Source organism: Psychrobacter urativorans, from assembly GCF_904846695.1.
In the GTDB taxonomy this organism is placed as follows: Bacteria; Pseudomonadota; Gammaproteobacteria; order Pseudomonadales; family Moraxellaceae; genus Psychrobacter; species Psychrobacter urativorans.
In genome coordinates this window covers 80,280-101,590 of sequence record NZ_CAJHBR010000004.1, presented here as the reverse complement: position 1 = coordinate 101,590, position 21,311 = coordinate 80,280, and the positions used below count along the sequence as shown (strand labels likewise).

The following is a 21,311-nucleotide window of genomic DNA, read 5'->3' as shown; positions in this document are numbered from 1 at the left end:
TTTAACTCCGTTTAAATCGATGATATTTCTCTACCCAGGCTAATAGCTTCTGCGGTGCATGATTGCGTTTCCACTCACCTGCTGCGTATTTGTTCGCTTCACTCATAGTAGGATAAGTATGGATAGTCCCTAAGATTTTGTTCAGTCCAAGACCATGTTTCATAGCCAGCACATACTCAGCGAGCAACTCACCAGCATGAGTACCAACGATGGTCACGCCTAAGATTTTGTCTTTATTGGGTACTGTCAACACTTTGACCCAACCAGTAGCTTGTGTGTCAGTGATAGCTCTATCTAGATCGCTAATATCGTAACGAGTCACTTCAAACTTTATATTCTTTTCATTAGCTTGGTATTCATTAAGACCCACCCGAGCAATTTCAGGATCGATAAAGGTCACCCAAGGAATAACTCGATAATCAACTTTAAACTTTTTAAAACTACCAAACAAAGCATTAACCGCCGCATACCAAGCTTGATGCGAGGCGACATGAGTGAACTGATAAGGGCCCGCCACATCACCTGCCGCTAAAATATTAGGGAACTTAGTCTCGAGATAGTCATTAGTGACGACGGTGTTTTTAGTATCAATGCCTAAGCTTTCAAGCCCATAACCACTCATACGGGCACTACGGCCAACAGCAATAATCATCGCATCGAATTCAAGTGCGATCTCAGTGTCGTTATCAGTGTCGTTATCAGCAATACTGTCAGCGGCGCTAGTATCTTTGACTATCAGATACTGCCTACCATCGACACGCTCGCAGCGCAGCGTATCATGCTGTAATAATACTTGTACGCCATCCGCTTCTAGACAACTCTTGGCATAATCCGCAACTTCACTGTCTTCTTTATTCAGTAGCTGCGTACCCCGTTGTACTTGGGACACTTTAGAGCCTAAACGGGCAAAAGCTTGCGCCAGCTCACAGCCAATCGGACCGCCACCAACGATGATTAAGCGCTTAGGAGGCGCTGATTGATGACTAAGCGCCTCCCATAGCGTATCGCTGGTCAGATAATCAACATTCTCAAGCCCTACAATCGGTGGTATAAAGGGTTGGCTACCAGCAGCGATAACAATACTACGAGCGCTCAGTCGCTGCTTAGTACCATCTTCCTTGGCAATCTCTACTGTCCAAGGATCAATAATAGTTGCATAGCCTTTGACCACATCGACACCAAGGTTGGTATAACGCTCGACACTATCATGCGGCTCAATAGTCGCAATAATGCGCTGTATCCGTGCCATCACTGACTTAAAGTCGTATTCAACGGCTACATTTTGTAGACCATAATCAGTAGCGTGACGCATGTCATGAGCCACTTTGGCACTCTTAATCAGCGACTTGCTAGGTACACAACCGTAATTTAGACAATCGCCGCCCATTTTATGCGCTTCGACTAAAGTAACTTTGGCTTTTACAGTAGCGGCAATATACGACGATACTAATCCGGCCGCACCGGCACCGATAACCACCATATTACGATCAAAAGATTTTGGCTTATGCCAGCCTTTATAAACCTGCCGAGCTTTGTACCAATCTAGACCTTTTTTGGCAAGTAATGGAAACACTGCTAATAAGGCAAAGGAGACCAGTAACATTGGCGATATGATGTCTTTAAGACTATCAATTTGTGCCAACTGCACTCCAGCATTGACGTAGACAAAAGTACCTGCGATCATGCCTAATTGACTGACCCAATAGTAAGTCCAAGTCTTAATATTGGTTAGACCCAGCAAAATATTAACTAAGAAAAATGGGAATAAAGGTAGCAGTCGTAAGGTAAATAAATAAAAGCCACCGTCTTTTTCTATACCTTGGTTGATACTATCTAGTTTGCTGGCGAACTTCGTTTGAAAGCTGTCACGTAACAGATAACGTGAGGCTAAAAATGCAAACAGCGCCCCAATACTAGAAGCGAATGAGGCTAACAATAAACCCCACCACAAGCCAAATAACGCCCCAGCCAGCAACGTCATCAGCGCAGCGCCCGGTAACGAAAAGGCGGCGATGAGTACATAAGCTAAGAAGAATAGACCACCAACAAGCAGTGGCGTGTCATCGCGCCATTGATAGAATTGGCTTAAACGCGCTTGGATACCCTCTAAGGTTAACAAATCATTGAAGCCAGATAAAAAGAATCCAGCGATAACCAAAATAACCACTAGGACAATCAATAGCTTTTTCATAGGTTGTCCTTTATATATAAAATATTAGTAGGCCTAGATTATTGCTATAGAGCATAAAACTAGGCTTGAGCTTTTTCTGCTTCCTCGTCTAGAGCGCCGCCACAGCTACTGCCTTGCCCAGCAGTACAGCCATAGCAATGATCAGCAATAGCGATATCATCACCGCTAGGGTTCTTAATCAGTAAATCAGCTAAATGTCGGCGCGATTTATTAGCCACTGGGATCTCTAATTGCTGATTAAAATCACAATCGAATAGCTCCCCCAGCCAGTTAACGCTAATAGTCTCACGGCACATCACATCTTTTAGATTGTCAGCCATATAATTGTCTTTGAGCAAGTTCATATAAGGATGAAACTCATTCTTAGCCAATAATACGGCGCCAAAACGCTGAATAGGCATATTGGTTAGCGCAAATAATTGATTAAACTCAATATCGAAATGCTGTTTTAGCTCATGCTTATAATCATCTTCTAACTGTTGCTGATTAGGTGGCAATGTAGCCCCTTGCGGGTTATAGACTAAGTTTAAGACAAGCTCAGAGTCCGCTTTTCCATAACCCAAAGCATTAAGCTTATGTAAGCCCAAAATACTGCCATCAAAGGCCCCTTTGCCACGCTGTTTATCGACGTTTTCTAGCGAATAACAAGGTAGCGAAGCCACTACTTCCACTTGATTATCAGCTAAAAAACCTGCCATATCCTCATAACCTTCTTCCATCAGAATAGTCAGGTTACAACGGTCAATTACTTTCACCCCCAAGGCTCGGGCAGCTTTGACGAGATATTTAAAGTCTTGGTGCATCTCAGGTGCACCGCCGGTTAAGTCTAACGTATCGATATTCTGCGCTTGTAGCACTTGGGGTATCAGCTCCACTAATGCCCGTGACATCATTTCAGTACGATAAGGACTAGCTGCGACATGACAATGCACGCAGGACATATTGCACAAATACCCCATATTAACTTGCAGAATCTTTAACTCTCGTCGTTTAATAGCAGGGAAATCAGTATGCTCTAGTAACTTTATGGTAGATTTCATAATGGTATAAAACCTTATTAATAATATATTTAATGATAACAGGATAGCCTTTTAGCCGCGGCTATTAGTAATTAGTTATAACCAGTAGCGTACAAACTTTATTAGCACAAAGCTAAAATGTATAAAAAAGCACACAAAAAAATATGAAAAAAAGGCACTAAGGATCTTAACTAATGTATAGTTTATCTAATCAATAATAGCTTATTGTTAATGACAATTTATGTCTAATAACGTTATTTTTTCTATCTAACTAGCCACCTTTTAGTTAAATCCTACCTTTACGAAGCGTTTATCAATACGTTTTTTTAGCTGCCAAACCCAACGGCCTTGTAAGCTATAATCGCCCCAACTGGCGATGGCATATTTATCCCCACAAGATAATAAGTACAAAGTACGGAGCCTTGGATCATAGCTATGTAAAGGCTGATCTGCTAAATAAGCGAGCAAGTTGTCCGCTTCTACTGCCCCGCCACGTACCGCATGCACCCCTGAGTGCGCCATCTTTTGGTCCACTCGAGTAGCCACATCGCCCACTGCAAATACATTCGGGTGCGAGATACTTTGCTGCACCTCATTGACGGCGATAAAGCCATGATCGACAGTACTAAGATCAGTATGTTTTGTCCAAGCAGAACCAGTGACTCCCGTAGCAGCTATCAGCGCATCAATAGCTAATGGTTGACGGCTAGTATGCAACTGACCTTCGCTATAGCCCAAAGCACGCTCGTAAACTATCTGTACTTTATATCTATGTAGCTGCTTGATAACTTGTTTTTTAAAGCGTTGATTAAAGCCCGATAATAGCTCCTCCCCACAGACCAAATAAGCTTGGTGATTAGGATTGATACGCCGCAAAGCATACTGTGCTGCCAGCACCAACTCTGTAGCAGCAGCCCCAGCACCGACTACAGCCAGCCGGTAGCATGCAGACTGTTTAGCCTCTTCGATAATCTGCTGCCAACGCTCGATAAACAACGATATCGGACGCACAGCAACCACTTGTGTAGGAAGTTGTGTAGGAGATTGTGTAGGAACTACGGCTGTTTCAGTATTAGCTGGCAGCTGATCTTGCGCTTTGTTGAGCCACCGCAAATCTGTATTGGCACCGGTGTTTAAAGACAAAACGTCATAATCCAATTGCTTATCGTCAGCAGTCGTTACTATGCCAGAGGCAGCATCTACTTTGGCTAGTGACTGTTGGATGAGAGTCACCCCTGCCTGCTCACAGAGTGCTTGGGCATCAATACTGATATCAGCAAGGTTATAGTGCCCCGCCATCCAACCCGGCAACATCCCTGAATAGATAGTCTGTGGCTGCTCAGTAACTAAAGTGATTTGCAAATGTTTCGGTGGCTCACTACTATTAATAATACTGCGCAGTAGATCAATGTGAGCATGACCGGCTCCAGCTAATAGCAGTTTTTTGGTCGATACACAGTTCATAAGCAGCCCTATTACTAATAGCTAAGATGAGCCAAATTAGAACATGAATTATAAAATTTTGAGTCATACTCTTGTAAGGATAAGGCAAATAACCACTAAGCATATTTATGATTGAAAATACGTTATGCTAATAAGGGCTAATAAACAATAATAGCGAAATATACTAACTAAACCCTTAAGGATAAGGTCATGACTAAATCGATAAATTGTGAGCAAACAATGCATAAGACAATCACCTTGAACCCTTTGATCAAACCGACGTTACTTAGTGTAGCGTTACTGAGCATTATGGGTTGTACCGCTATGCAGAATACTAGCGCCGATCTTGTCAGCACTGAGCTTAATGCCGCCACTGTATATTACAACGGCAATATCATCACTATGGAAGGCGATCAGCCACAAATGGTACAAGCCTTAGTGACACAAGCAGGTAAAATCGCTTACGTTGGTAACTTGTCTACGGCCCAATCAAAATACACTAATGCGGCACAAGTCGATCTAAAAAACCAAACTCTATTACCAGGATTCATCGATCCGCATAGCCATTTCGATATGGTGTCGAACACTATGGGGCAAGTTAATCTTAACCCGTCACCTGTCGGCAAAGTGGCTAACATCGATGACATACTGCAAGCACTCAAAGCTTATAAAAAAGACAATAATATTGCCGATGGTGAGTGGATCTACGGCTGGGGTTATGATGAAACTCAATTGAGTGAGGATCGCCATCCTACTAAAGATGAGATCGATACGGTACTGCCTAATAACCCAGTCTATCTACAACATACTAGTGGTCATATGGGCGTAGCAAATAGTAAAGCTCTAGCAGCACTGAAGATAACGGCTAATAGTAAAGCTCCTGAAGGTGGTAATATTGCACGAGTTAAAGGCTCAAACGAGCCTAATGGCCTAGTACAAGAAACCGCGATGTACCCCTTCGTGCGCAAGATGCTAGAAGTGTTGGAGCCCAATCAAGCTAAGTTCTTTGAGTCTACGCAAGATTATTATGCTGAAAATGGTCTGACTACCGCCCAAAACGGTTCGACGACTCGTGATACTATTGCTTTCTTCCAAAAGCAGGCAGATGCTGGCAAGCTCAAAATCGATTTAGTAGCACTAGCAGGCGTTAGTGACTTAGATGAAAACTTGGCCGATAAAAACTTTAGCTGGAAGACTTATAACCATGGCTTTAAAGTTCAAGGCACTAAGATCGTCGCTGATGGCTCGCCACAAGGCAAAACGGCTTATTTCAGTCAGCCTTACCTAACGCCAGTACCAGATTGCCAAAAGGACTGCCGTGGTTTGCCTAGTGTCAGCCAAGACCAGCTCAACGAGATGTTTGCCAAAGCTTATGCGCGTGACAATCAGCTATTTATTCATAATAATGGCGATGGTGCCACTGATATGGTGATCAAAGCGCATGAGTATGCGGTAAAAAAGACTGGGCAAGCGGCCGATAAAGATCGTCGTACTATTCCTATCCATGCGCAATTTGCTCGTCCTGATCAACTACAAGCCTTTAAAAAGTATAATATGCTGCCATCATTCTTTACTAATCACGCTTATTTTTGGGGTGATGTCCATGTCAAAAACTTAGGCGAAAAACGAGCTAATTTTTCTAGTCCGATAGCTACTGCTGATAAGATGGGTCTAAGATACACTAACCACTCTGATGATACGGTGACCCCAGTTAGTCCTTTATTTACGGTTTGGTCAGCAGTAAATCGCACTTCACGCTCCGGTCAGATCATCGGTAAGGATGAGCGTGCCAGCCCTTATCAAGCCCTAAAAGCCATTACTATTAACCCAGCTTATGAGTATTATGAAGAAGACAGCAAAGGGTCTCTAACCCCAGGTAAACTGGCTGACTTAGTGATCTTAGATAGCAACCCTTTGACTATTAATGCTAGTAAGATAAAGGACATTAAGGTGATGACTACTATTAAAGCAGGCAAAACTATTTATCAGCGCCGCTAGCTTTATTAGTAGATGAGTAATGCTTGCCTGATGCTAGATAACTTTTTAAAATTGCTGGCTAGTATTAACAGTCGGATCTTTTAGTTATTCGACTGTTTTTCTTTTTTCTGTCTTGATAATGACTAACTTTTTTACCTTTTTAATTTTGAACCCTTTAAACTGTCAATTGCTTAACCTATCCCTTTAAAGAGAGGCCTATGAGTACTTACGAGCAAATCACTTCCTCTGACAACAGCCATTATCTGCATCATACCTTTTTTGAACCCACTGTCTCTGATAGTGAGCCTGATAGCGTCAAAACCGTTAGAGCCACATTATTAATTGTTCATGGTATGGCGGAGCATAGTGGTCGTTATGCCAGCTTTGCGCAGTTCTTGGCGGATAACGGTGTTGCCGTAGTAACTTATGATCAGCTCGGTCATGGGCAGACTATTAAATCGTCTGACGAATTAGGGTTTTTTGGTAGCGAACATCCTATGCAGTCGTTATTAAAAGATGTCATTATTATGGCGGACAGCATAAAGTCTCGCTATCCTGATGTGCCCCACTTCATCATGGGTCATTCGATGGGATCTTTTATCGTGCGTACCGTGCTCAAGCATCACGCTCATAACTTTGCAGGGGCTATTCTAATGGGTACTGCCGATGCCAATCCATTGATAAAGGTTTTGCTCCCTATCAATAAGATCTTGGCAAAAGCGGCGGCTAAAAAGCCCAATAGCGTATTTTCTGATTTGATGAATAAGCTGCTTAATAGTAAGCTTGCTACTGATTCTTCTTCTGAATTTGCTTGGCTGAGCGAAAGTAAGGCTAATATCGCCGCCTACGAAGCCGATCCACTAGCCGGTTTTGTGTTTACCAATAATGGCTTTTATACCCTATTTGCGCTTATGCAGGCAGGACTGGATAAAGGCTGGGCTAGAACCATTACTAAAGATTTTCCTATGCTGTTTATCAGCGGTAAAGATGATCCTATCGGCAATATGGGTCGTGGTATTCGCGCTATCGACAATAGATTACAGAAGCAAGGTTTCGCTAATATAAGCACTAAACTCTATCCCAACATGCGTCACGAGCCTTTACATGAGCAAGACCGTAACTTGGTATATGATGATATTCTGCACTGGATAGATAATTTATCTATTTAGCTTAGCCAGGCATTTGCTAAAGGGCAATAAATTAGCGACAATAAAAGCCGTTGTCTTTAGCATCTGTATTTAAGCTAACTTAGTGTTCATTGATGCTAGTTAGTCAGGCTGGTTATAATTGAAAGGCTAGCTGGAGGCTAATGACTACTATGAGCAAAATCCTCTATTATTTTATCTTTACTCTTTTTAGGAATTTTTATGTCATTACAGCAAACGATTGAACAAGCTTTTGAAAACCGCAACGAATACAATCCAACCAATATGCCGCAGGATATCCGAGAGGCTATCGAACAAGTACTTGAGCAACTTGATAACGGTACTTTACGTGTCGCTGAAAAGAAAGATGGCGAATGGGTAGTTAATCAGTGGGCAAAAAAAGCCGTGCTTTTATCATTCCGCCTCAATGACAACTATGTGATGGCTGCTGGTGAGCACGTACAGTTTTATGACAAAGTACCGACTAAATTTGCTGATTGGACTGAAGCTCAATTCAAAGAAGCTGGCGTACGTGTAGTACCACCAGCTGTCGCTCGTAAAGGATCATATATCGCACCGGGTGCTATCTTGATGCCTTCTTACGTCAATATCGGCGCTTATGTCGATCAAGGTGCAATGGTCGATACTTGGGCTACTGTTGGTTCATGTGCTCAAATCGGTAAAAACGTTCATCTCTCTGGCGGCGTAGGTATCGGTGGTGTGTTAGAGCCATTGCAAGCTAACCCTACTATCATTGAAGACAACTGCTTTATCGGTGCCCGCTCTGAGATCGTTGAAGGGGTTATCGTTGAAGAAGGTGCAGTAATCTCTATGGGCGTCTACATTGGTCAATCAACGCGTATCTATGATCGTGAAACTGGCGAGATCCATCGTGGTCGTGTACCAGCCGGTTCAGTAGTAGTGCCTGGCTCTTTACCTTCTGAAGATGGCACTCATAGCTTATATGCCGCTATTATCGTAAAAAAAGTTGATGCACAAACTCGCGCTAAGACTGCCGTTAATGAATTATTGCGCTTAGATTAATCACCAGCAAAGCTTAATCGCTGACCGCTTACTCAAAGGTGCTTAGAATGTCTAAGCACCTTTTTTTGTAGCTAAATCAAACGCTCAAAGGCATAAAAGATAGCTGTTAGAATAAACCCTATGCTGTGCGCTATTGAAACATAGCAACCAGATACGCCCATCAAAATACAGCAACCAAAATACTGAGCCAAAACCACTAGCCTATACCGGCTTCTATTAAGTCGCAGCTGTCATAAATATCCTACTATTGCTAGTTAGAGCGCTAATGCAATTGCGCCGAGATTTTTACAGCTTAATATGCTGGCTTACGCTATAATTTAGCGCAATGAAAGAAACTTATCCAATACCGCCCTTATCGCGGTATTTTTATTGTTTTCTGTTATAAAAAAACCTTAATTTTTAATCTTTTTGTCGAGATAGATGATCGACACCTTACCTTATTTGAAATTGTTATGACTGAGCTATCACTACGCACATCCGCTATTGCTGTCACTGACCCTGAAGCTGGGTTACGAATTACTGAGATTTTTTATTCTTTACAAGGAGAAGCGCTAACCTCAGGCTTGCCGACGATATTCGTGCGCTTGACTGGTTGTCCCCTACGCTGCGTCTATTGCGATACTGAATACGCCTTTAGTGGTGGCGAGCGTCAGTCGCTAGAGACTATCGTAGCGACTATCAAAAGCTTCCCTTGTAAGCGTATTTGTATTACTGGTGGCGAACCTTTAGCCCAGCCTAATGCCATTGAGCTAATTAAACGTTTGCTTGCCGATGACTGTGAGATATCGCTTGAGACTGCAGGGGCGTTATCGGTACAAAAGGTACCGCCAGCAGTAAGCAAAGTTATGGATTTGAAAACCCCAAGCTCAGGGGAAGTCGATAAAAACTTATGGTCAAATTTGGCTTATCTAACCCAACATGATCAGTTAAAGTTCGTAATCATGAATCGCACTGATTACGACTGGGCAAAAGCCAAACTAGTTGAGCACCAGCTAGACAAACTCGTCTGTACAGTATGGTTCTCGCCAATGTTCAATGTCGAAGAAAATGACAGTAGTCCTGAGGTGCCAGTATTGGCTCGCCAATTGGCTGAATGGATATTGGCTGATGCGCTGCCGGTTCGCTTCCAATTGCAATTGCACAAGATCATCTGGGCTGATGCCAAAGGTAAATAAAACATACCGTCAATGCTAATAGAAACCTATAAATAGCTGATTATTTATAAGTTGCTATCATGATTGTCAAAGCTAAAAAGTGCAAGGATGCAGGGATGGTTAAGTTAATATTATTCGGCTTATTAGCAGGAGCGCTATTTAGCTCAACCTTTATCTTAAACGAATTTATGAGCAGCGCTGGCGGTCATTGGTTTTGGTCAGCTAGCCTACGTTACTTGTTTATGTGGTTATTGCTCACGGTTATTATCACCATGCAGCATGGCTTTGGCCGCATCAAAGAGCTGACGGCTATTTTTTCTGCCCATTGGCGCTTTTGGTGCATTACTGGCAGTATCGGCTTTGGCCTATTCTATACGGGTATTTGCTACGCTGGGGATCACGTTGCCGGCTGGGTAGTAGCGGCGACTTTTATGTTTACGGTGGTCACAAGCTTACTAGTACTGATAGCTTTTGGTCAGCGCTTCGATAAGAAGTTTATTTTTTATGCCCTGCTAGTCTTTATAGGGGTATTGTTAGTTAACGTTAGCGAAGGCTTAACTGCCTCTGAGGTTGCCTCTACGCCGATGCTAGAAATGCTCCTTTATGGCGCATTGCCTGCATTAGTAGCCGCTTTTTGTTATCCCATCGGCAATCAGTTAGTTTGGCAAGTGTCTTATAATACTCGCATGCAAAATGCTGAGCGACGTAAGTGGCAAGAAAGTAATAGCGATCATAACGATAATGCCCGCTCAGTCACCCAAAGCTATGCGTCTAGCAATAGCGCTAATAGCGATCCATTACTTGTGGCTGAAACCGCAGCACAATCTACGCTACAAAAGCTAATTAGCCGCATTCCAGCCATCGAAACTGAGCTGCTACAAAATGCTTTTAATAAAGTGTGGCTCATGACCCTTGGTAGTTTGCCATTTTGGTTAATTTTAGGCATCATAGTCCATCCTGAAGCACCCAGCTCATCACAGGTTTTTAACACCTTGCTAGTAGCTTTACTCGCAGGCGTCGGGGCTACCAGTATCTTCTTATATGCTCGTGAGCGTGCTGAGACTTCCAGCGAAGTTGCTGGCGTTGACTCCACTCAAGCCAGTGAAGTAATCTTTGCCTTAATCGGCGGTATATTATTGTTAAATAATGCCTTACCGTCAGCAATGGGTCTAATTGGTATCGGATTAATTATGTTAGGATTGGTACTGTTTGCTAAGGATGGCTAATAGCGCTGTTTATAAAAACTATTATTTATAAGACAGCTACAGGAAGAAGCATTGTGATCAATAATTTAATTTTTCCTGATGTTCTGCTGTATTTATTAGATATGATTGGTATAGTCGCTTGTGCTATCGCTGGGACTTTACTAGCGCAGCACAAAGGCTTTGATATTGCTGGCTGCATTTTAGTAGCTATGGTTAATGCTATTGGTGGTGGCACCTTACGTGACATGGCATTAGATCGACACCCGTTATTTTGGATGACCGATCTTAATTACGTCCTAGTAATCACTGCTACTTCACTCATATTGCAAATATTCTTTCATCTTTATCCCAAAATTGATAATGCCCTCAAACTGTTCGATGCAATTGGGCTGGCCGCTTTTAGCGTCATTGGTTTTAAGGTTGCTTTGGATCAAGACTTATCACCAATGATTGCGGTAATGATGGGCGTTTGGACAGCTATTATTGGTGGCTTACTACGCGATATTATCTGCAATGAAATACCCCTGCTTCTTCAGCGTGAAATCTATATCTCTGCTAGTATCGCCGGTTCAGTGACTTACTTGCTACTGGAATACTGGGGCTTTAATTCAAGCTTCAATGAATTTATTATGCTTGGCGTCATCTTTGCGGTGCGAATGTTAGCACTGCGCTTCGATTGGCATCTTCCCTCCATTCGCTTGGTCAACTGACCTTCATTCTGTTGGCTTGCGTGAATTCTTTATGTGAATCCTTATGATCAGTATTATTAGTGTCAACCTTTATGCTGTGCTCAACACTTACTGTATGGCAATATTTGGCAAATCTTTCGATATGCTATTGGCCCCTGCTCTTGCTGTAACCGCACCTACAGCCCTTTTAACCGATAATCGTGCTGCTCTTACTCCAGAATTTGTAACTAGATTCGAGCCAACCTCGTTTATGTTCTGGTTAGAGATGTTTGGTATTTTTGCTTGTAGTGTCTCAGGAACTATCCTAGCTAAATATAAAAAATTCGATGTTTTTGGCTGTATCTTGGTGGCGATGATTGCTGCTATTAGCGGTCCTACTGCACGTGATATTATCTTAGATCGCTATCCACTGTTTTGGATGGTCAACATGAACTATCTATTAATTATCACTATTACCTCTATTGGCTTTCAGATGTTCTGTAATCCAAAAGCTCGCCATGTCGACGGTTTACTAAAACTATTTGATGGTATGGCTCTGGCGATTTTCACTTTGATTGGTATTCAAGTAGCGCAAGAAATGGGCGCCAATATCCCCATCTGTATCTTGCTTGGGGTATTGAATATTTTGTTTGGTACCGTCATCCGCGATATGCTGTGTAATGAGATTCCGTTAGTATTACAGCGCGAGATTTACGTTACCGCAGCGATCATAGGTGGTATTTTGTATTTTGCGATGGATGGCATGGGCGTGACTCCTTGGATTACCGAATCTTGTACTATGATTACTATCTTTGTGATTCGTATGCTGGCTGTGCATTATGATTGGCACTTTCCAGATATTGGACTGATAAAAAAGCCTAATATGTAATTCTATATTGGTATAGAATAAATTTTGATAAAAAATAAGGGCGCTTGGATAATCAAGTGCCCTTATTTTATGCCTAACTATAACTGCTGCTCTACAAACGCTTGATCTATCAGCAGTGTTTATTGATGCATGTTGCACCCATCATAATAAAGCTAAGCGCTAATAACGGCTAAATCCTTGACCATTAACTGTAAGCTCTGTTTACCATTCCACTCGTTGATACCTAGCTCAAATAAGATATGCACTTGCTCAGCTCGGTAGTCCCAAGCGGCACTATCATAATTAAAATAAATAGCATCGATAGGATACTGTACATCAGGATAACGTAGCGACAACTTTAAGTGCTTATCCTTGAGTATCTTAAAGCTCAATACTTCAAATACCCCATCAAATATTGGCGGTGCAAAACCATGACCCCAAATGCTAGCATCAGCTAAGTTATCAGCGAAATATAAGCTAAAGTCACAGGCTTGTAGAGCGCCATCAGTGAATTTTTGCTCAGCGAACACTTCAGCATCTAATTGCGCCATTACTTCATTAAAGGCCGTAACGAAACTCTCAAAATTGCTACGTTTCAAGGTCAAGCCTGCTGCCATAGCATGGCCACCGAAATGGCTGATCAACGCAGGATTTTGCTCAGCAACTTGCTCAATAGCATCGCGAATATGCACGCCAGCGATCGAACGTGCCGAGCCTTTGATAGCGTCATCATCACTAGTGTTTTGAGTGTCAGCAGGGGCAAATACTATACTGGGCCGATAATGGCTTTCTTTTAAGCGTCCAGCGACAATACCGATAACTCCTTGATGCCAGTTATCCTGATAAAGCACAATACTGCGCTGACTATTAAGCTGATCATTAGCAGCCACTGGCTGACTGGTAGTTTTATCCACTAAGATTGAGTCATTACTGTCATCGACTTTATTACTGCCATCAACAGCATTATTGTCAGACTCATTGCTGCCAGCTAGCTGCTCGACAATGCTATCGGCTTGATTACGCATCTCGCCTTCAACTTGCCGGCGATTACGATTAAGCTGCTCTAACTCATGGGCTAAACGTTGGGCGCTGCCCCAATCATCAGTCAATAAGCACTCAATACCGATACGCATATTATCCATACGCCCAGCGGCGTTAATACGTGGGCCTAGTACAAAACCAAAGTCTTGCGCATGCAACTGCTTAGGATCACGACCAGCCTGCTCGAGTAATGCTAAGATACCTATACAGCACCGCCCCTGACGGATAGCATTCAGTCCATGATGCACTAAGATGCGGTTGTTTTTATCCAAAACCCCCACATCGGCAATAGTTCCTAAGGCCACTAAGTCTAAATATTGACTCACTTGTACGGTTGACTTACCTGCCTCACGGCGCAGTTTTGCCAGACGACCAAGCACATAAAAAGCTACCCCGACTCCGACTAATGCTTTACTACTAAAGTCACAGTCTATCTGATTAGGATTAACTACCGCTTCTGCTGGTGGCACTTGCTTAGTAGTCAAATGATGGTCAGTGATAATAACAATAATACCCTCAGCTTGGGCCCGTGCTACCCCCTCATGGCTAGAGATGCCATTATCGACAGTGACGATCACTTGTGGCTGATAAGTCTCAATACCTAATTCGACGATTTCAGGGGTCAGGCCATAACCGTACTTAAAGCGATCGGGCACTAAGAAATTAACGTCTGCGCCCATTTTAGTCAGCGCTCGCATCATCAGCGCGGTACTAGTCGCCCCATCACAGTCAAAGTCGCCAACGATCAAAATACGTTGCCCTTTATCAATTGCCACATCTAGCAGGCGTACCGCTTCAGTGACGCCATGGAGCATTTCGGCTGGCAACAAACCTGCTAACCCCGTTTCGAGCTCATCAGGCTGCACGATACCACGACCGGCATAGAGGCGAGCTAGAGTGAAGGATTGGGCGGCTAGTGGTTGTAGCGCAGTGGGCAGCTCGTCGATGCGAGTGCCAGTATATCGGGGAGTTAAATTTAGCATAGGGCCATTCTACTGGCTTTGACGTCAGGTCACAATGTGAATTTATAGGCAATTCGTTTAGCGATGATTGCTAGACTGTTGACGATAGTAATTGTGATTGGAGTTTATTATTTTTGACAATGACAGCCCTATACAGCTTAGTGGCTCTAGCCAGTATTATTTACAAAAACCGTATAAAGATAAGCGGTTTCTTATTATTTTGATACAAAGCTATGATTGTATAGCGCGCATAAATCCCTAAAATGATAACTAACTTTGATAGTGTTGATATCAGCCTTAATCTTCTTTTAGCGTTTGTTTCAACCCTACTCATTAAGCTAAAAAGTATTAAGCTAAAAGCCATTAAGCTAAATTTACTAAACTAAAAGCTACTAAACCAAAATTATTGAACGATCTTAAGGAAAACTATATGAAAACCACCCCAGCTGTTGAAAAGCTACCCAACACTATTGATCCCAATTTAGATCTTGAACAAGTTAGAAAGCAATGTATCGCCTTAGTGAAAAAACGTGCTAGATATTCTGCTGGTGTAGCGGTTGTTCCTGTACCTTTCTTTGATGTCGCCGTCGATGCTGGGATGTTAACCCAACTGCTACCTGATATTAGTGAACGTTTTGGCTTGCTCGAAAACCGTCAGGGCGCTGTCGACTTAGAGTCACGTGAAATACATTGGAATGAGCTTAAAAATCGTACGGTTGATTTTGCAGGCTTAATGGCTACTCGTGGCATTGTCAAAAAGACAGTGCAAGGCTTTGGTGGTCGTATCGCCGCTAAGCAAGTCACTAAATTTATCCCACTTGGTGGTCAATTGGTCGCCGCTACTATGGGCTATATGATTTTCAAAAAAATCGCTGTTGATCATATCAATCAGTGCTATGAATTGGCAAAAGACATTCAAACTAAGCAACATAGTAAAAACGTTTAACTTTTAGCAGCTTATTTAAAAGCTCTTGACAGTTTACAAGCATAAAGCCAGCTAAGACTATTTATCTTAGCTGGCTTTTTACTTGCTTTAACAGTTACAAGTAGGACAAAAGCAGTAATGGCTAGAGCAACTCATTTTAGCCCTAGCTTTTTAAATCGTTACGCTACTTAATTTGTTCAATAATAATACGTATATTTGCTATCTTATCCTTTCTATCAACGAACACATAACCTTGCCAGCCTTTGTATAAAGGCACTTTTTCAGCGAATTTAAGTTCTGATCTTTGCTCTAGCTTTTGTAGGGTTATTAGCGGCTTACTATTATGCGCTACAGGTACTAATATTTTTAAAACTTCTGATAATACTGGCAATGAGTGTCCCTGTTGCGCAGTGATGACGTATGTCACGCTAGATAAATCACAGCCAGATAAAGTGGCTTCAATATCCAAGCCTTTTACTTGAACCGTTTCCGTAACCACTTGGGTATACTCATGCATATCGATATCAACATGACTGGCGCCACCTAAGCTGAGGTCTAATAAGCCCTTATCTTTACTATTAGCTAGTCGGCAATGATCTCGATAATAACTACTTATAGGGTTATCGCCCTGCCAATTGACAGTGAACTTAAGAGCCGGATCTATCAGCTCACCATCCTCATAAGCTTCAGGATGCGAGCGAAAATTGGGCACAGCGCTATAATTAATCTGCTTGCCTAGCACTTTGTAAGTTACGATGTGCTCACTAAAGGGCGCATAAAGCAATATCTCGTGGCTGCCAACGATTTGTTTTTTACTATCCAAAAGTAGATATTCTACCGTACTGTTACTAAATACACTGCCGCCTAGTGGTCCCATAGACTCAACCTCAATGGCTAAGTCTTCTATACTATCTTGATTAAAATCCATAGCTAGTAAAGGATGTAAGCGTAAACTATAATTCATGCTCTGCTGCTCGCCATCATCATCTTCATACTTCTCTGAGCAGTCGTATTCTAATGCGGCTGTCTTGCGAGGATTAGGATCAGGGTTATCACAGCGACTCTCAATCAAATCAATGATAATAGATTTTGGGATTTTTACCTCAGCAGTAGCACTCAAGCTAGTCGCCATTAATACAGCTAATAACAGAAGATTATGTCGTTGCATACTTGCCTCCAATACTAATAGCGGATTATGATTAGTATAGTATGGCTTTAGTTTTCGCTAAAAGCGATGTAAATAAAATAACCGGCTTTAGCCTAAAGAACTCTAGCGAAGCTTATCACTGTCGAAACAGGCGCTTTGCTGTGACTATATCGATTGATTGCTTATTAACGGTTTGTGATTAGGCTGATATAAGTGAACCCCTATAAGCTATAAAAAGGTATTATAATCGCACATTATTGTCAGTGAATTAGATGGGACAATATGCAAAATCTTTAAAAGCTCCTACTTACTTAACCCCCTTAAAGGACAAACCAATGAAAAAATTCTTAGCCTCAACTGTAGTGCTAGCTACTCTTGCTTTAGCTGGGTGCGCGACTACTGGAGCCAACAATAATGCAGGCACAGCTATCGGTACTGCAAACGAAATCGGCATGAATGTCTTCAAAGCAGCTATCGATAATCAATGCCGTAGCCAAATTCAACAGCAGCCAGCTTGGCGCATCGCTAGTGTGGCTATGACCGAAAGTCAACAAGAAGCAGTACAGAGCAAAGTTTGTGGCTGTGTAAGCGAACAAGCACCGCAGCAAGTAACTCTCATTGAATTAGGTAATGCTGCTATAGATGCCAATTACCGAGGTCAATTAGTGACTAAAGTTGTCGCCAAATCCCTACAAAGTTGTTATGCCAATTTCACTAAGTAAACTACTGGTTGCTAACTGCTAATTGCCAGTTGTTGAAAAACAGTCAATAAAAAAGGCTGCGTTAATGACCACGCAGCCTTTTTTATGCAGAACATCATAGCTTTACTAACTATAAAACAAAGCCATCTTAAACCGACAATCTAATACTTGTCTGCTTCTGTGATAATGGCTTGGCTACCTAAAGCAGCGGCCATTGGCAATATCTTACTCATACGAAAATACTTAGAATGACTTTTGAGAATATCATTAACACCATCGACCAAATCTTCGATAACATCATCATAAATACCATGATGCAATTCAGTATCAAAATTAGTAAAAGGATGCTTACGAGCGGCTGCTCTTACATCGGTAATGCCATCTTTAGTGTAAAAGATATTAACACTACCATCACTATTGAGCACACAGCTTAGATCACCTTTATCAATAACCATATCTATGCGTTCAGGCTTAAAAATATAGTCATCGACATCAAGTAATTGTTTCTCTATACCTTTTTTAAATAACGAGGCAACGTCCATTATAGTTATATCCTTATAGTTCAAAATTTAACAGGTTAAGTAAGGTTCTGACACTCTAAATCAGTTTTAATTGGCACTCATTTATAGTATGAGAGAGTCTATTATATAGTATTTGAAAGTCTATTATTTTTTAACAGCTAATATGTAAAACTGCGTTTATGCTTAGTAAAATATAGCCTGTAGGCAAAAGCTGATATAAGTTATTTGTCCTTTGCTAATAGCAGAAAGCATCCAATCAAACCCAGCCTTTTTTACGAAATGACTTTAGCACTTCGATAAATACTTCCATCTCCTCAGGTATGCCAAGCGTCAAGCGATTAAAACCTTTAACAGGAGGAAACTCGCGACCAACCTTGATACCATTTTCTCGCATTCTATCGATATAGGTTTTCAAATCGCCTTTTATTTCATGAAAAATAAAATTGGCCTGTGAGGGTAAGTAGCGAAGACCAAGCTCGTCCAATGCGCTTTCAATCATCTGACGCGATTGATTGGTAGTGCGCAAACTTAGCGCTAAAAACTCTGCATCATTTAACGTTGCAATAGCGGCAATTGCACCTGACAAGTTGGTGTTATCCATCGACATAAAGGCTTCAACATCTTCAATAGCTTGCGGGTTAGAAATGGCATAGCCGACTCGCATACCCGCTAACGCATATAGCTTTGAGAAAGTATGAATGACAATAAGATTATCAGATAACTGCTGTTTTACCCACTCAATCCCACTTTCAAAGCTTGGGTCTGTGACGTATTCTAAGTAAGCTTGGTCCAATAAAAAGTAGTGATTATCGGGTGCATTACCTACCCAATCTTTTAGCTTTGCCGTTGATGTAATCGTCCCTGTCGGATTATTAGGGTTGCAAAGATAAAGTAAGCTAATCCCGTCAAAATCATTGGCAGCTTCTTGCAATCTTTGCAGGTCTAAATCATAATTTTCGGCTGTTAATGGTATTTTTACTACAAGTGCGCCAATAGAGTCTGCATACATTTCGGCGCAATCAAACGTTGGCACAGGAATCACCATTTGAAACTTTCTGCCCTCCTCTAATGCTCTGTGTTGCAGCATCTGTAAGATAGCTCGAATATTTTCAGTTGAGCCATTACCTAGTGAGATCTGATTCTCTGCCACGCCATGAAGAGTGGCAATTTTGCTAATCAGAGCAGCGCTTGGATTATCCGGATATCGAAAACCCGAACCTAAAGAATCTGTAACCGCTCGTTTAGCAGAATCTGCCATGCCTAGTGAGTTTTCATTAGCATTTAGCTCTATGGGATTATTCGTATGCACAATATATGATCCGCCTAATTTGTTATTGGTTTATGAGCTTAACAATATTATTTAATATCATATTAAGGAGCATTTGGTATGAATACAAGTGTTGTATTACCTAAAAATTAGTTATTAATCCTGATAAGCAAAAATCAATATTTTTCAACCACTTAGCAGAGCACAAAAAAGGTGAGCTACAAATATGCAACTCACCTTTTTAAGTTCTCTTACCCTGTTTTAACCTATCAGTCTTTTAAGAGTGCTACTTTATAGAGTAACCATTAGACCCAGCCCTTTTGCCGAAAAGATTGTAATACTTTGACGAATACTTGCATCTCATCAGCAGTGCCAAGTGTCAGGCGGCTATAGCCAGTAATAGGCAAAAACTCTCGCCCCACTAAGATGCCGTTTTCTCTCATTCTATCGATATAGATTTTTACATCGCCTTTGATTTCATGGAAGATAAAATTGGCTTGTGAAGGCAAATAACGCAGACCTAGCTTCTGTAGCTCAGTCTCAATCATTTGACGCGATTGATTGGTAACCTGCAAACTGAGCTGTAAGAAAGCTTGGTCCTCTAACGTTGCTAACACTGCAACCGCACCGGCTAAATTAGTATTGTCCAACGACACAAATGAGCTGATAGCAGCCGTAGTTGGTGCATTGGCAATAGCGTAACCTATACGCATACCCGCTAGCGCACATAGTTTTGAGAAAGTACGGACTACGATAATATTGTCAGATAGCCCTTGCTTGACCCACTCAATAGCGCTCTCAAAACTTGGGTCAGTAATATATTCTGAGTAAGCTTCATCTAATAAAAAATAGTGATTATCAGGGGCATTCTCCACCCAAGCTTTTAACTCTGCTGTTGCAGTGATAGTGGCGGTTGGATTATTAGGATTGCAAAGATAAAATAGACTAATACCTTCAAATTCTTCAGCAGCTTGTTGCAGGTTGTGAAAATCTAGTTGGTAATCATCAGCAGTCAGCGGCACTTTTACTACGGCTACTCCTATAGATTCTGCATTGCGCTGTGCACAGTCAAAAGTTGGATCAGGCACTACAACTTGTAACTGCTGAGCTGTATTTAAGGCTTTATCTTGCAGCATATGTACTACGGTGCCGACGTTTTCGATTGAGCCATTACCTAAAGACACTTGGTCTTCTGCTACGCCATTTATCTCAGCGATTTTGCTAATTAATTTAGCACGCTGATCGTCTGGATAACGAAAGCCGATATCTAAAGAGTCGATGATAGCTTGTCTGGCAGAAGCTGACATGCCTAGTGAGTTCTCATTAGAGTTTAACTCTAGTAAATGATTAGTATGCACGATGAATAATCCGTCTTAGTTTTTGGTAGGTTATGGGATTTAATTTGATTAGGAGCATTGCTGATATAAGGCTAACTTTATCGTAGGCTGACGCTTTAGGCTAGTCGTAGGGTGTACCGCGCGCACCGAAACAAGCTGTTATAACTTACCACATCAATTCATATATTCTAAAGCAATAGTCTCAAATTCCAAAAAATGTTTGAAAGGAAACTCATGTTTCCTATTGAGTGCAAAATATTTATCTTTCATAAGCTCAGATATTTTTTTGAACTCATAGTAAAACATTCGGACTAATTGAATTTTAGCGATTTGAAACTCCATAACAGCTTCTTTGTTTTGTGTAATTAGCTCTTTAGTATGAAACAGATAATCCTCGTTGAACTCTACTACCTTTAGCCAAACGTAATTTTGCTGTGTCGATATTTCATCTATTATTATTCTTACCCCTCCAGGCTCGCCATGCCAATTAAAACTACTTGTTTTATCACCTCTCATCAGCTCAATTAAAGCATCAATACATTCTATAATAGGATCGTTAAAAGAGTGAGTTATCACAATCTTATACCAATCACGATTGGCATATAGCCAACAATAACTCCAACCCTGTTCTTCTAAGAAATAACTGATATTTATATTCACTGTTTTTACTCTTTTAAAATAACGAAATACAGCTGC

The 21,311-nt window shown here is 41.6% G+C and carries 18 protein-coding genes; 9 read left to right on the top strand and 9 right to left on the bottom strand.

Translation table 11 applies throughout. The features are described from left to right. Position 1 precedes the first annotated feature (1 nt). From JMY09_RS04800 to JMY09_RS04790, 3 genes are all read right to left on the bottom strand, one after another. Entirely contained in the window at positions 2-2,191 is a 2,190-nt protein-coding gene (locus JMY09_RS04800) for an FAD-dependent oxidoreductase (RefSeq protein ID WP_201622456.1), read from the bottom strand. Between the two features lie 59 nt (positions 2,192-2,250). Next, a complete protein-coding gene (gene arsS, locus JMY09_RS04795) occupies positions 2,251-3,231 on the bottom strand; it encodes an arsenosugar biosynthesis radical SAM (seleno)protein ArsS (protein WP_201622455.1) in 981 nt (326 codons plus the stop codon). A gap of 261 nt (positions 3,232-3,492) precedes the next feature. Further along, a complete protein-coding gene (locus JMY09_RS04790) occupies positions 3,493-4,674 on the bottom strand; it encodes an FAD-dependent oxidoreductase (RefSeq protein WP_201622454.1) in 1,182 nt (393 codons plus the stop codon). Between the two features lie 189 nt (positions 4,675-4,863). On the opposite strand from JMY09_RS04790, the gene JMY09_RS04785 reads away from it, so the two are divergent. The 7 genes from JMY09_RS04785 (at position 4,864) to JMY09_RS04755 (ending at position 12,735) form a co-directional block, all read left to right on the top strand. After that, complete coding sequence (locus JMY09_RS04785; protein ID WP_227677171.1) at positions 4,864-6,651, top strand: amidohydrolase; 1,788 nt, start codon at positions 4,864-4,866, stop codon at positions 6,649-6,651. Positions 6,652-6,848: 197 nt separating this feature from the next. Then, entirely contained in the window at positions 6,849-7,799 is a 951-nt protein-coding gene (locus JMY09_RS04780; RefSeq protein ID WP_201622453.1) for an alpha/beta fold hydrolase, read from the top strand. A gap of 198 nt (positions 7,800-7,997) precedes the next feature. Beyond that, complete coding sequence (dapD, locus tag JMY09_RS04775) at positions 7,998-8,819, top strand: 2,3,4,5-tetrahydropyridine-2,6-dicarboxylate N-succinyltransferase (RefSeq protein ID WP_201622452.1); 822 nt, start codon at positions 7,998-8,000, stop codon at positions 8,817-8,819. Positions 8,820-9,271: 452 nt separating this feature from the next. After that, the gene (gene queE, locus JMY09_RS04770; RefSeq protein ID WP_201622451.1) at positions 9,272-9,994 is read left to right on the top strand and encodes a 7-carboxy-7-deazaguanine synthase QueE; all 723 of its coding nucleotides are present in this window, start codon (positions 9,272-9,274) and stop codon (positions 9,992-9,994) included. A gap of 95 nt (positions 9,995-10,089) precedes the next feature. After that, positions 10,090-11,199, top strand: a complete 1,110-nt coding sequence (locus JMY09_RS04765; RefSeq protein WP_201622450.1) for a multidrug resistance efflux transporter family protein — start codon at positions 10,090-10,092, stop codon at positions 11,197-11,199. A gap of 101 nt (positions 11,200-11,300) precedes the next feature. After that, positions 11,301-11,888 carry a trimeric intracellular cation channel family protein gene (locus JMY09_RS04760; RefSeq protein WP_201622522.1) on the top strand — a complete coding sequence of 196 codons (588 nt, stop codon included), beginning with the start codon at positions 11,301-11,303 and terminating at the stop codon, positions 11,886-11,888. 43 nt (positions 11,889-11,931) lie between these two features. Continuing rightward, positions 11,932-12,735: a trimeric intracellular cation channel family protein gene (locus tag JMY09_RS04755; protein WP_227677169.1), complete on the top strand. Its 804-nt coding sequence runs from the start codon at positions 11,932-11,934 to the stop codon at positions 12,733-12,735. 152 nt (positions 12,736-12,887) lie between these two features. Here the strand turns inward: JMY09_RS04755 and recJ are convergent, their stop codons facing one another. Further along, complete coding sequence (gene recJ, locus JMY09_RS04750) at positions 12,888-14,738, bottom strand: single-stranded-DNA-specific exonuclease RecJ (RefSeq protein WP_201622449.1); 1,851 nt, start codon at positions 14,736-14,738, stop codon at positions 12,888-12,890. A gap of 409 nt (positions 14,739-15,147) precedes the next feature. Here recJ and JMY09_RS04745 point away from each other — a divergent pair, with 409 nt between their 5' ends. Next, the gene (locus JMY09_RS04745) at positions 15,148-15,663 is read left to right on the top strand and encodes a hypothetical protein (RefSeq protein WP_201622448.1); all 516 of its coding nucleotides are present in this window, start codon (positions 15,148-15,150) and stop codon (positions 15,661-15,663) included. Between the two features lie 163 nt (positions 15,664-15,826). On the opposite strand, the gene JMY09_RS04740 is transcribed toward JMY09_RS04745, so the two are convergent. Continuing rightward, positions 15,827-16,810, bottom strand: coding sequence for a hypothetical protein (locus tag JMY09_RS04740; protein WP_201622447.1), 984 nt, complete (start codon positions 16,808-16,810; stop codon positions 15,827-15,829). Between the two features lie 314 nt (positions 16,811-17,124). On the opposite strand from JMY09_RS04740, the gene JMY09_RS04735 reads away from it, so the two are divergent. Then, positions 17,125-17,511: a hypothetical protein gene (locus JMY09_RS04735; RefSeq protein ID WP_201622446.1), complete on the top strand. Its 387-nt coding sequence runs from the start codon at positions 17,125-17,127 to the stop codon at positions 17,509-17,511. Between the two features lie 140 nt (positions 17,512-17,651). Here JMY09_RS04735 and JMY09_RS04730 read toward each other — a convergent pair whose 3' ends face one another. The 4 genes from JMY09_RS04730 to JMY09_RS04715 form a co-directional block, all read right to left on the bottom strand. Then, complete coding sequence (locus JMY09_RS04730) at positions 17,652-18,032, bottom strand: hypothetical protein (protein ID WP_256932764.1); 381 nt, start codon at positions 18,030-18,032, stop codon at positions 17,652-17,654. Between the two features lie 235 nt (positions 18,033-18,267). Then, positions 18,268-19,320, bottom strand: a complete 1,053-nt coding sequence (locus JMY09_RS04725; protein ID WP_227677168.1) for a pyridoxal phosphate-dependent aminotransferase — start codon at positions 19,318-19,320, stop codon at positions 18,268-18,270. A 263-nt stretch (positions 19,321-19,583) separates the two neighbouring features. Beyond that, on the bottom strand, positions 19,584-20,636 hold the full coding sequence (locus JMY09_RS04720) for a pyridoxal phosphate-dependent aminotransferase (RefSeq protein WP_227677167.1): 1,053 nt from the start codon (positions 20,634-20,636) through the stop codon (positions 19,584-19,586). 153 nt (positions 20,637-20,789) lie between these two features. After that, entirely contained in the window at positions 20,790-21,275 is a 486-nt protein-coding gene (locus JMY09_RS04715; protein ID WP_201622445.1) for a hypothetical protein, read from the bottom strand. Positions 21,276-21,311 lie beyond the last annotated feature (36 nt).

What these genes read in the sequence shown, in the direction of transcription:
- JMY09_RS04780 (WP_201622453.1), top strand. Translation starts at nt 6,849, where the DNA reads ATGAGTACTTACGAGCAAATCACTTCCTCTGACAACAGCCATTATCTG.
- JMY09_RS04755 (WP_227677169.1), top strand. Translation starts at nt 11,932, where the DNA reads ATGATCAGTATTATTAGTGTCAACCTTTATGCTGTGCTCAACACTTAC.
- JMY09_RS04745 (WP_201622448.1), top strand. Translation starts at nt 15,148, where the DNA reads ATGAAAACCACCCCAGCTGTTGAAAAGCTACCCAACACTATTGATCCC.
- dapD (WP_201622452.1), top strand. Translation starts at nt 7,998, where the DNA reads ATGTCATTACAGCAAACGATTGAACAAGCTTTTGAAAACCGCAACGAA.
- JMY09_RS04760 (WP_201622522.1), top strand. Translation starts at nt 11,301, where the DNA reads ATGATTGGTATAGTCGCTTGTGCTATCGCTGGGACTTTACTAGCGCAG.
- JMY09_RS04735 (WP_201622446.1), top strand. Translation starts at nt 17,125, where the DNA reads ATGAAAAAATTCTTAGCCTCAACTGTAGTGCTAGCTACTCTTGCTTTA.
- JMY09_RS04765 (WP_201622450.1), top strand. Translation starts at nt 10,090, where the DNA reads ATGGTTAAGTTAATATTATTCGGCTTATTAGCAGGAGCGCTATTTAGC.
- recJ (WP_201622449.1), bottom strand. Translation starts at nt 14,738, where the DNA reads ATGCTAAATTTAACTCCCCGATATACTGGCACTCGCATCGACGAGCTG.
- JMY09_RS04785 (WP_227677171.1), top strand. Translation starts at nt 4,864, where the DNA reads ATGACTAAATCGATAAATTGTGAGCAAACAATGCATAAGACAATCACC.
- JMY09_RS04790 (WP_201622454.1), bottom strand. Translation starts at nt 4,674, where the DNA reads ATGAACTGTGTATCGACCAAAAAACTGCTATTAGCTGGAGCCGGTCAT.
- queE (WP_201622451.1), top strand. Translation starts at nt 9,272, where the DNA reads ATGACTGAGCTATCACTACGCACATCCGCTATTGCTGTCACTGACCCT.
- JMY09_RS04730 (WP_256932764.1), bottom strand. Translation starts at nt 18,032, where the DNA reads ATGGACGTTGCCTCGTTATTTAAAAAAGGTATAGAGAAACAATTACTT.
- JMY09_RS04740 (WP_201622447.1), bottom strand. Translation starts at nt 16,810, where the DNA reads ATGCAACGACATAATCTTCTGTTATTAGCTGTATTAATGGCGACTAGC.
- arsS (WP_201622455.1), bottom strand. Translation starts at nt 3,231, where the DNA reads ATGAAATCTACCATAAAGTTACTAGAGCATACTGATTTCCCTGCTATT.
- JMY09_RS04800 (WP_201622456.1), bottom strand. Translation starts at nt 2,191, where the DNA reads ATGAAAAAGCTATTGATTGTCCTAGTGGTTATTTTGGTTATCGCTGGA.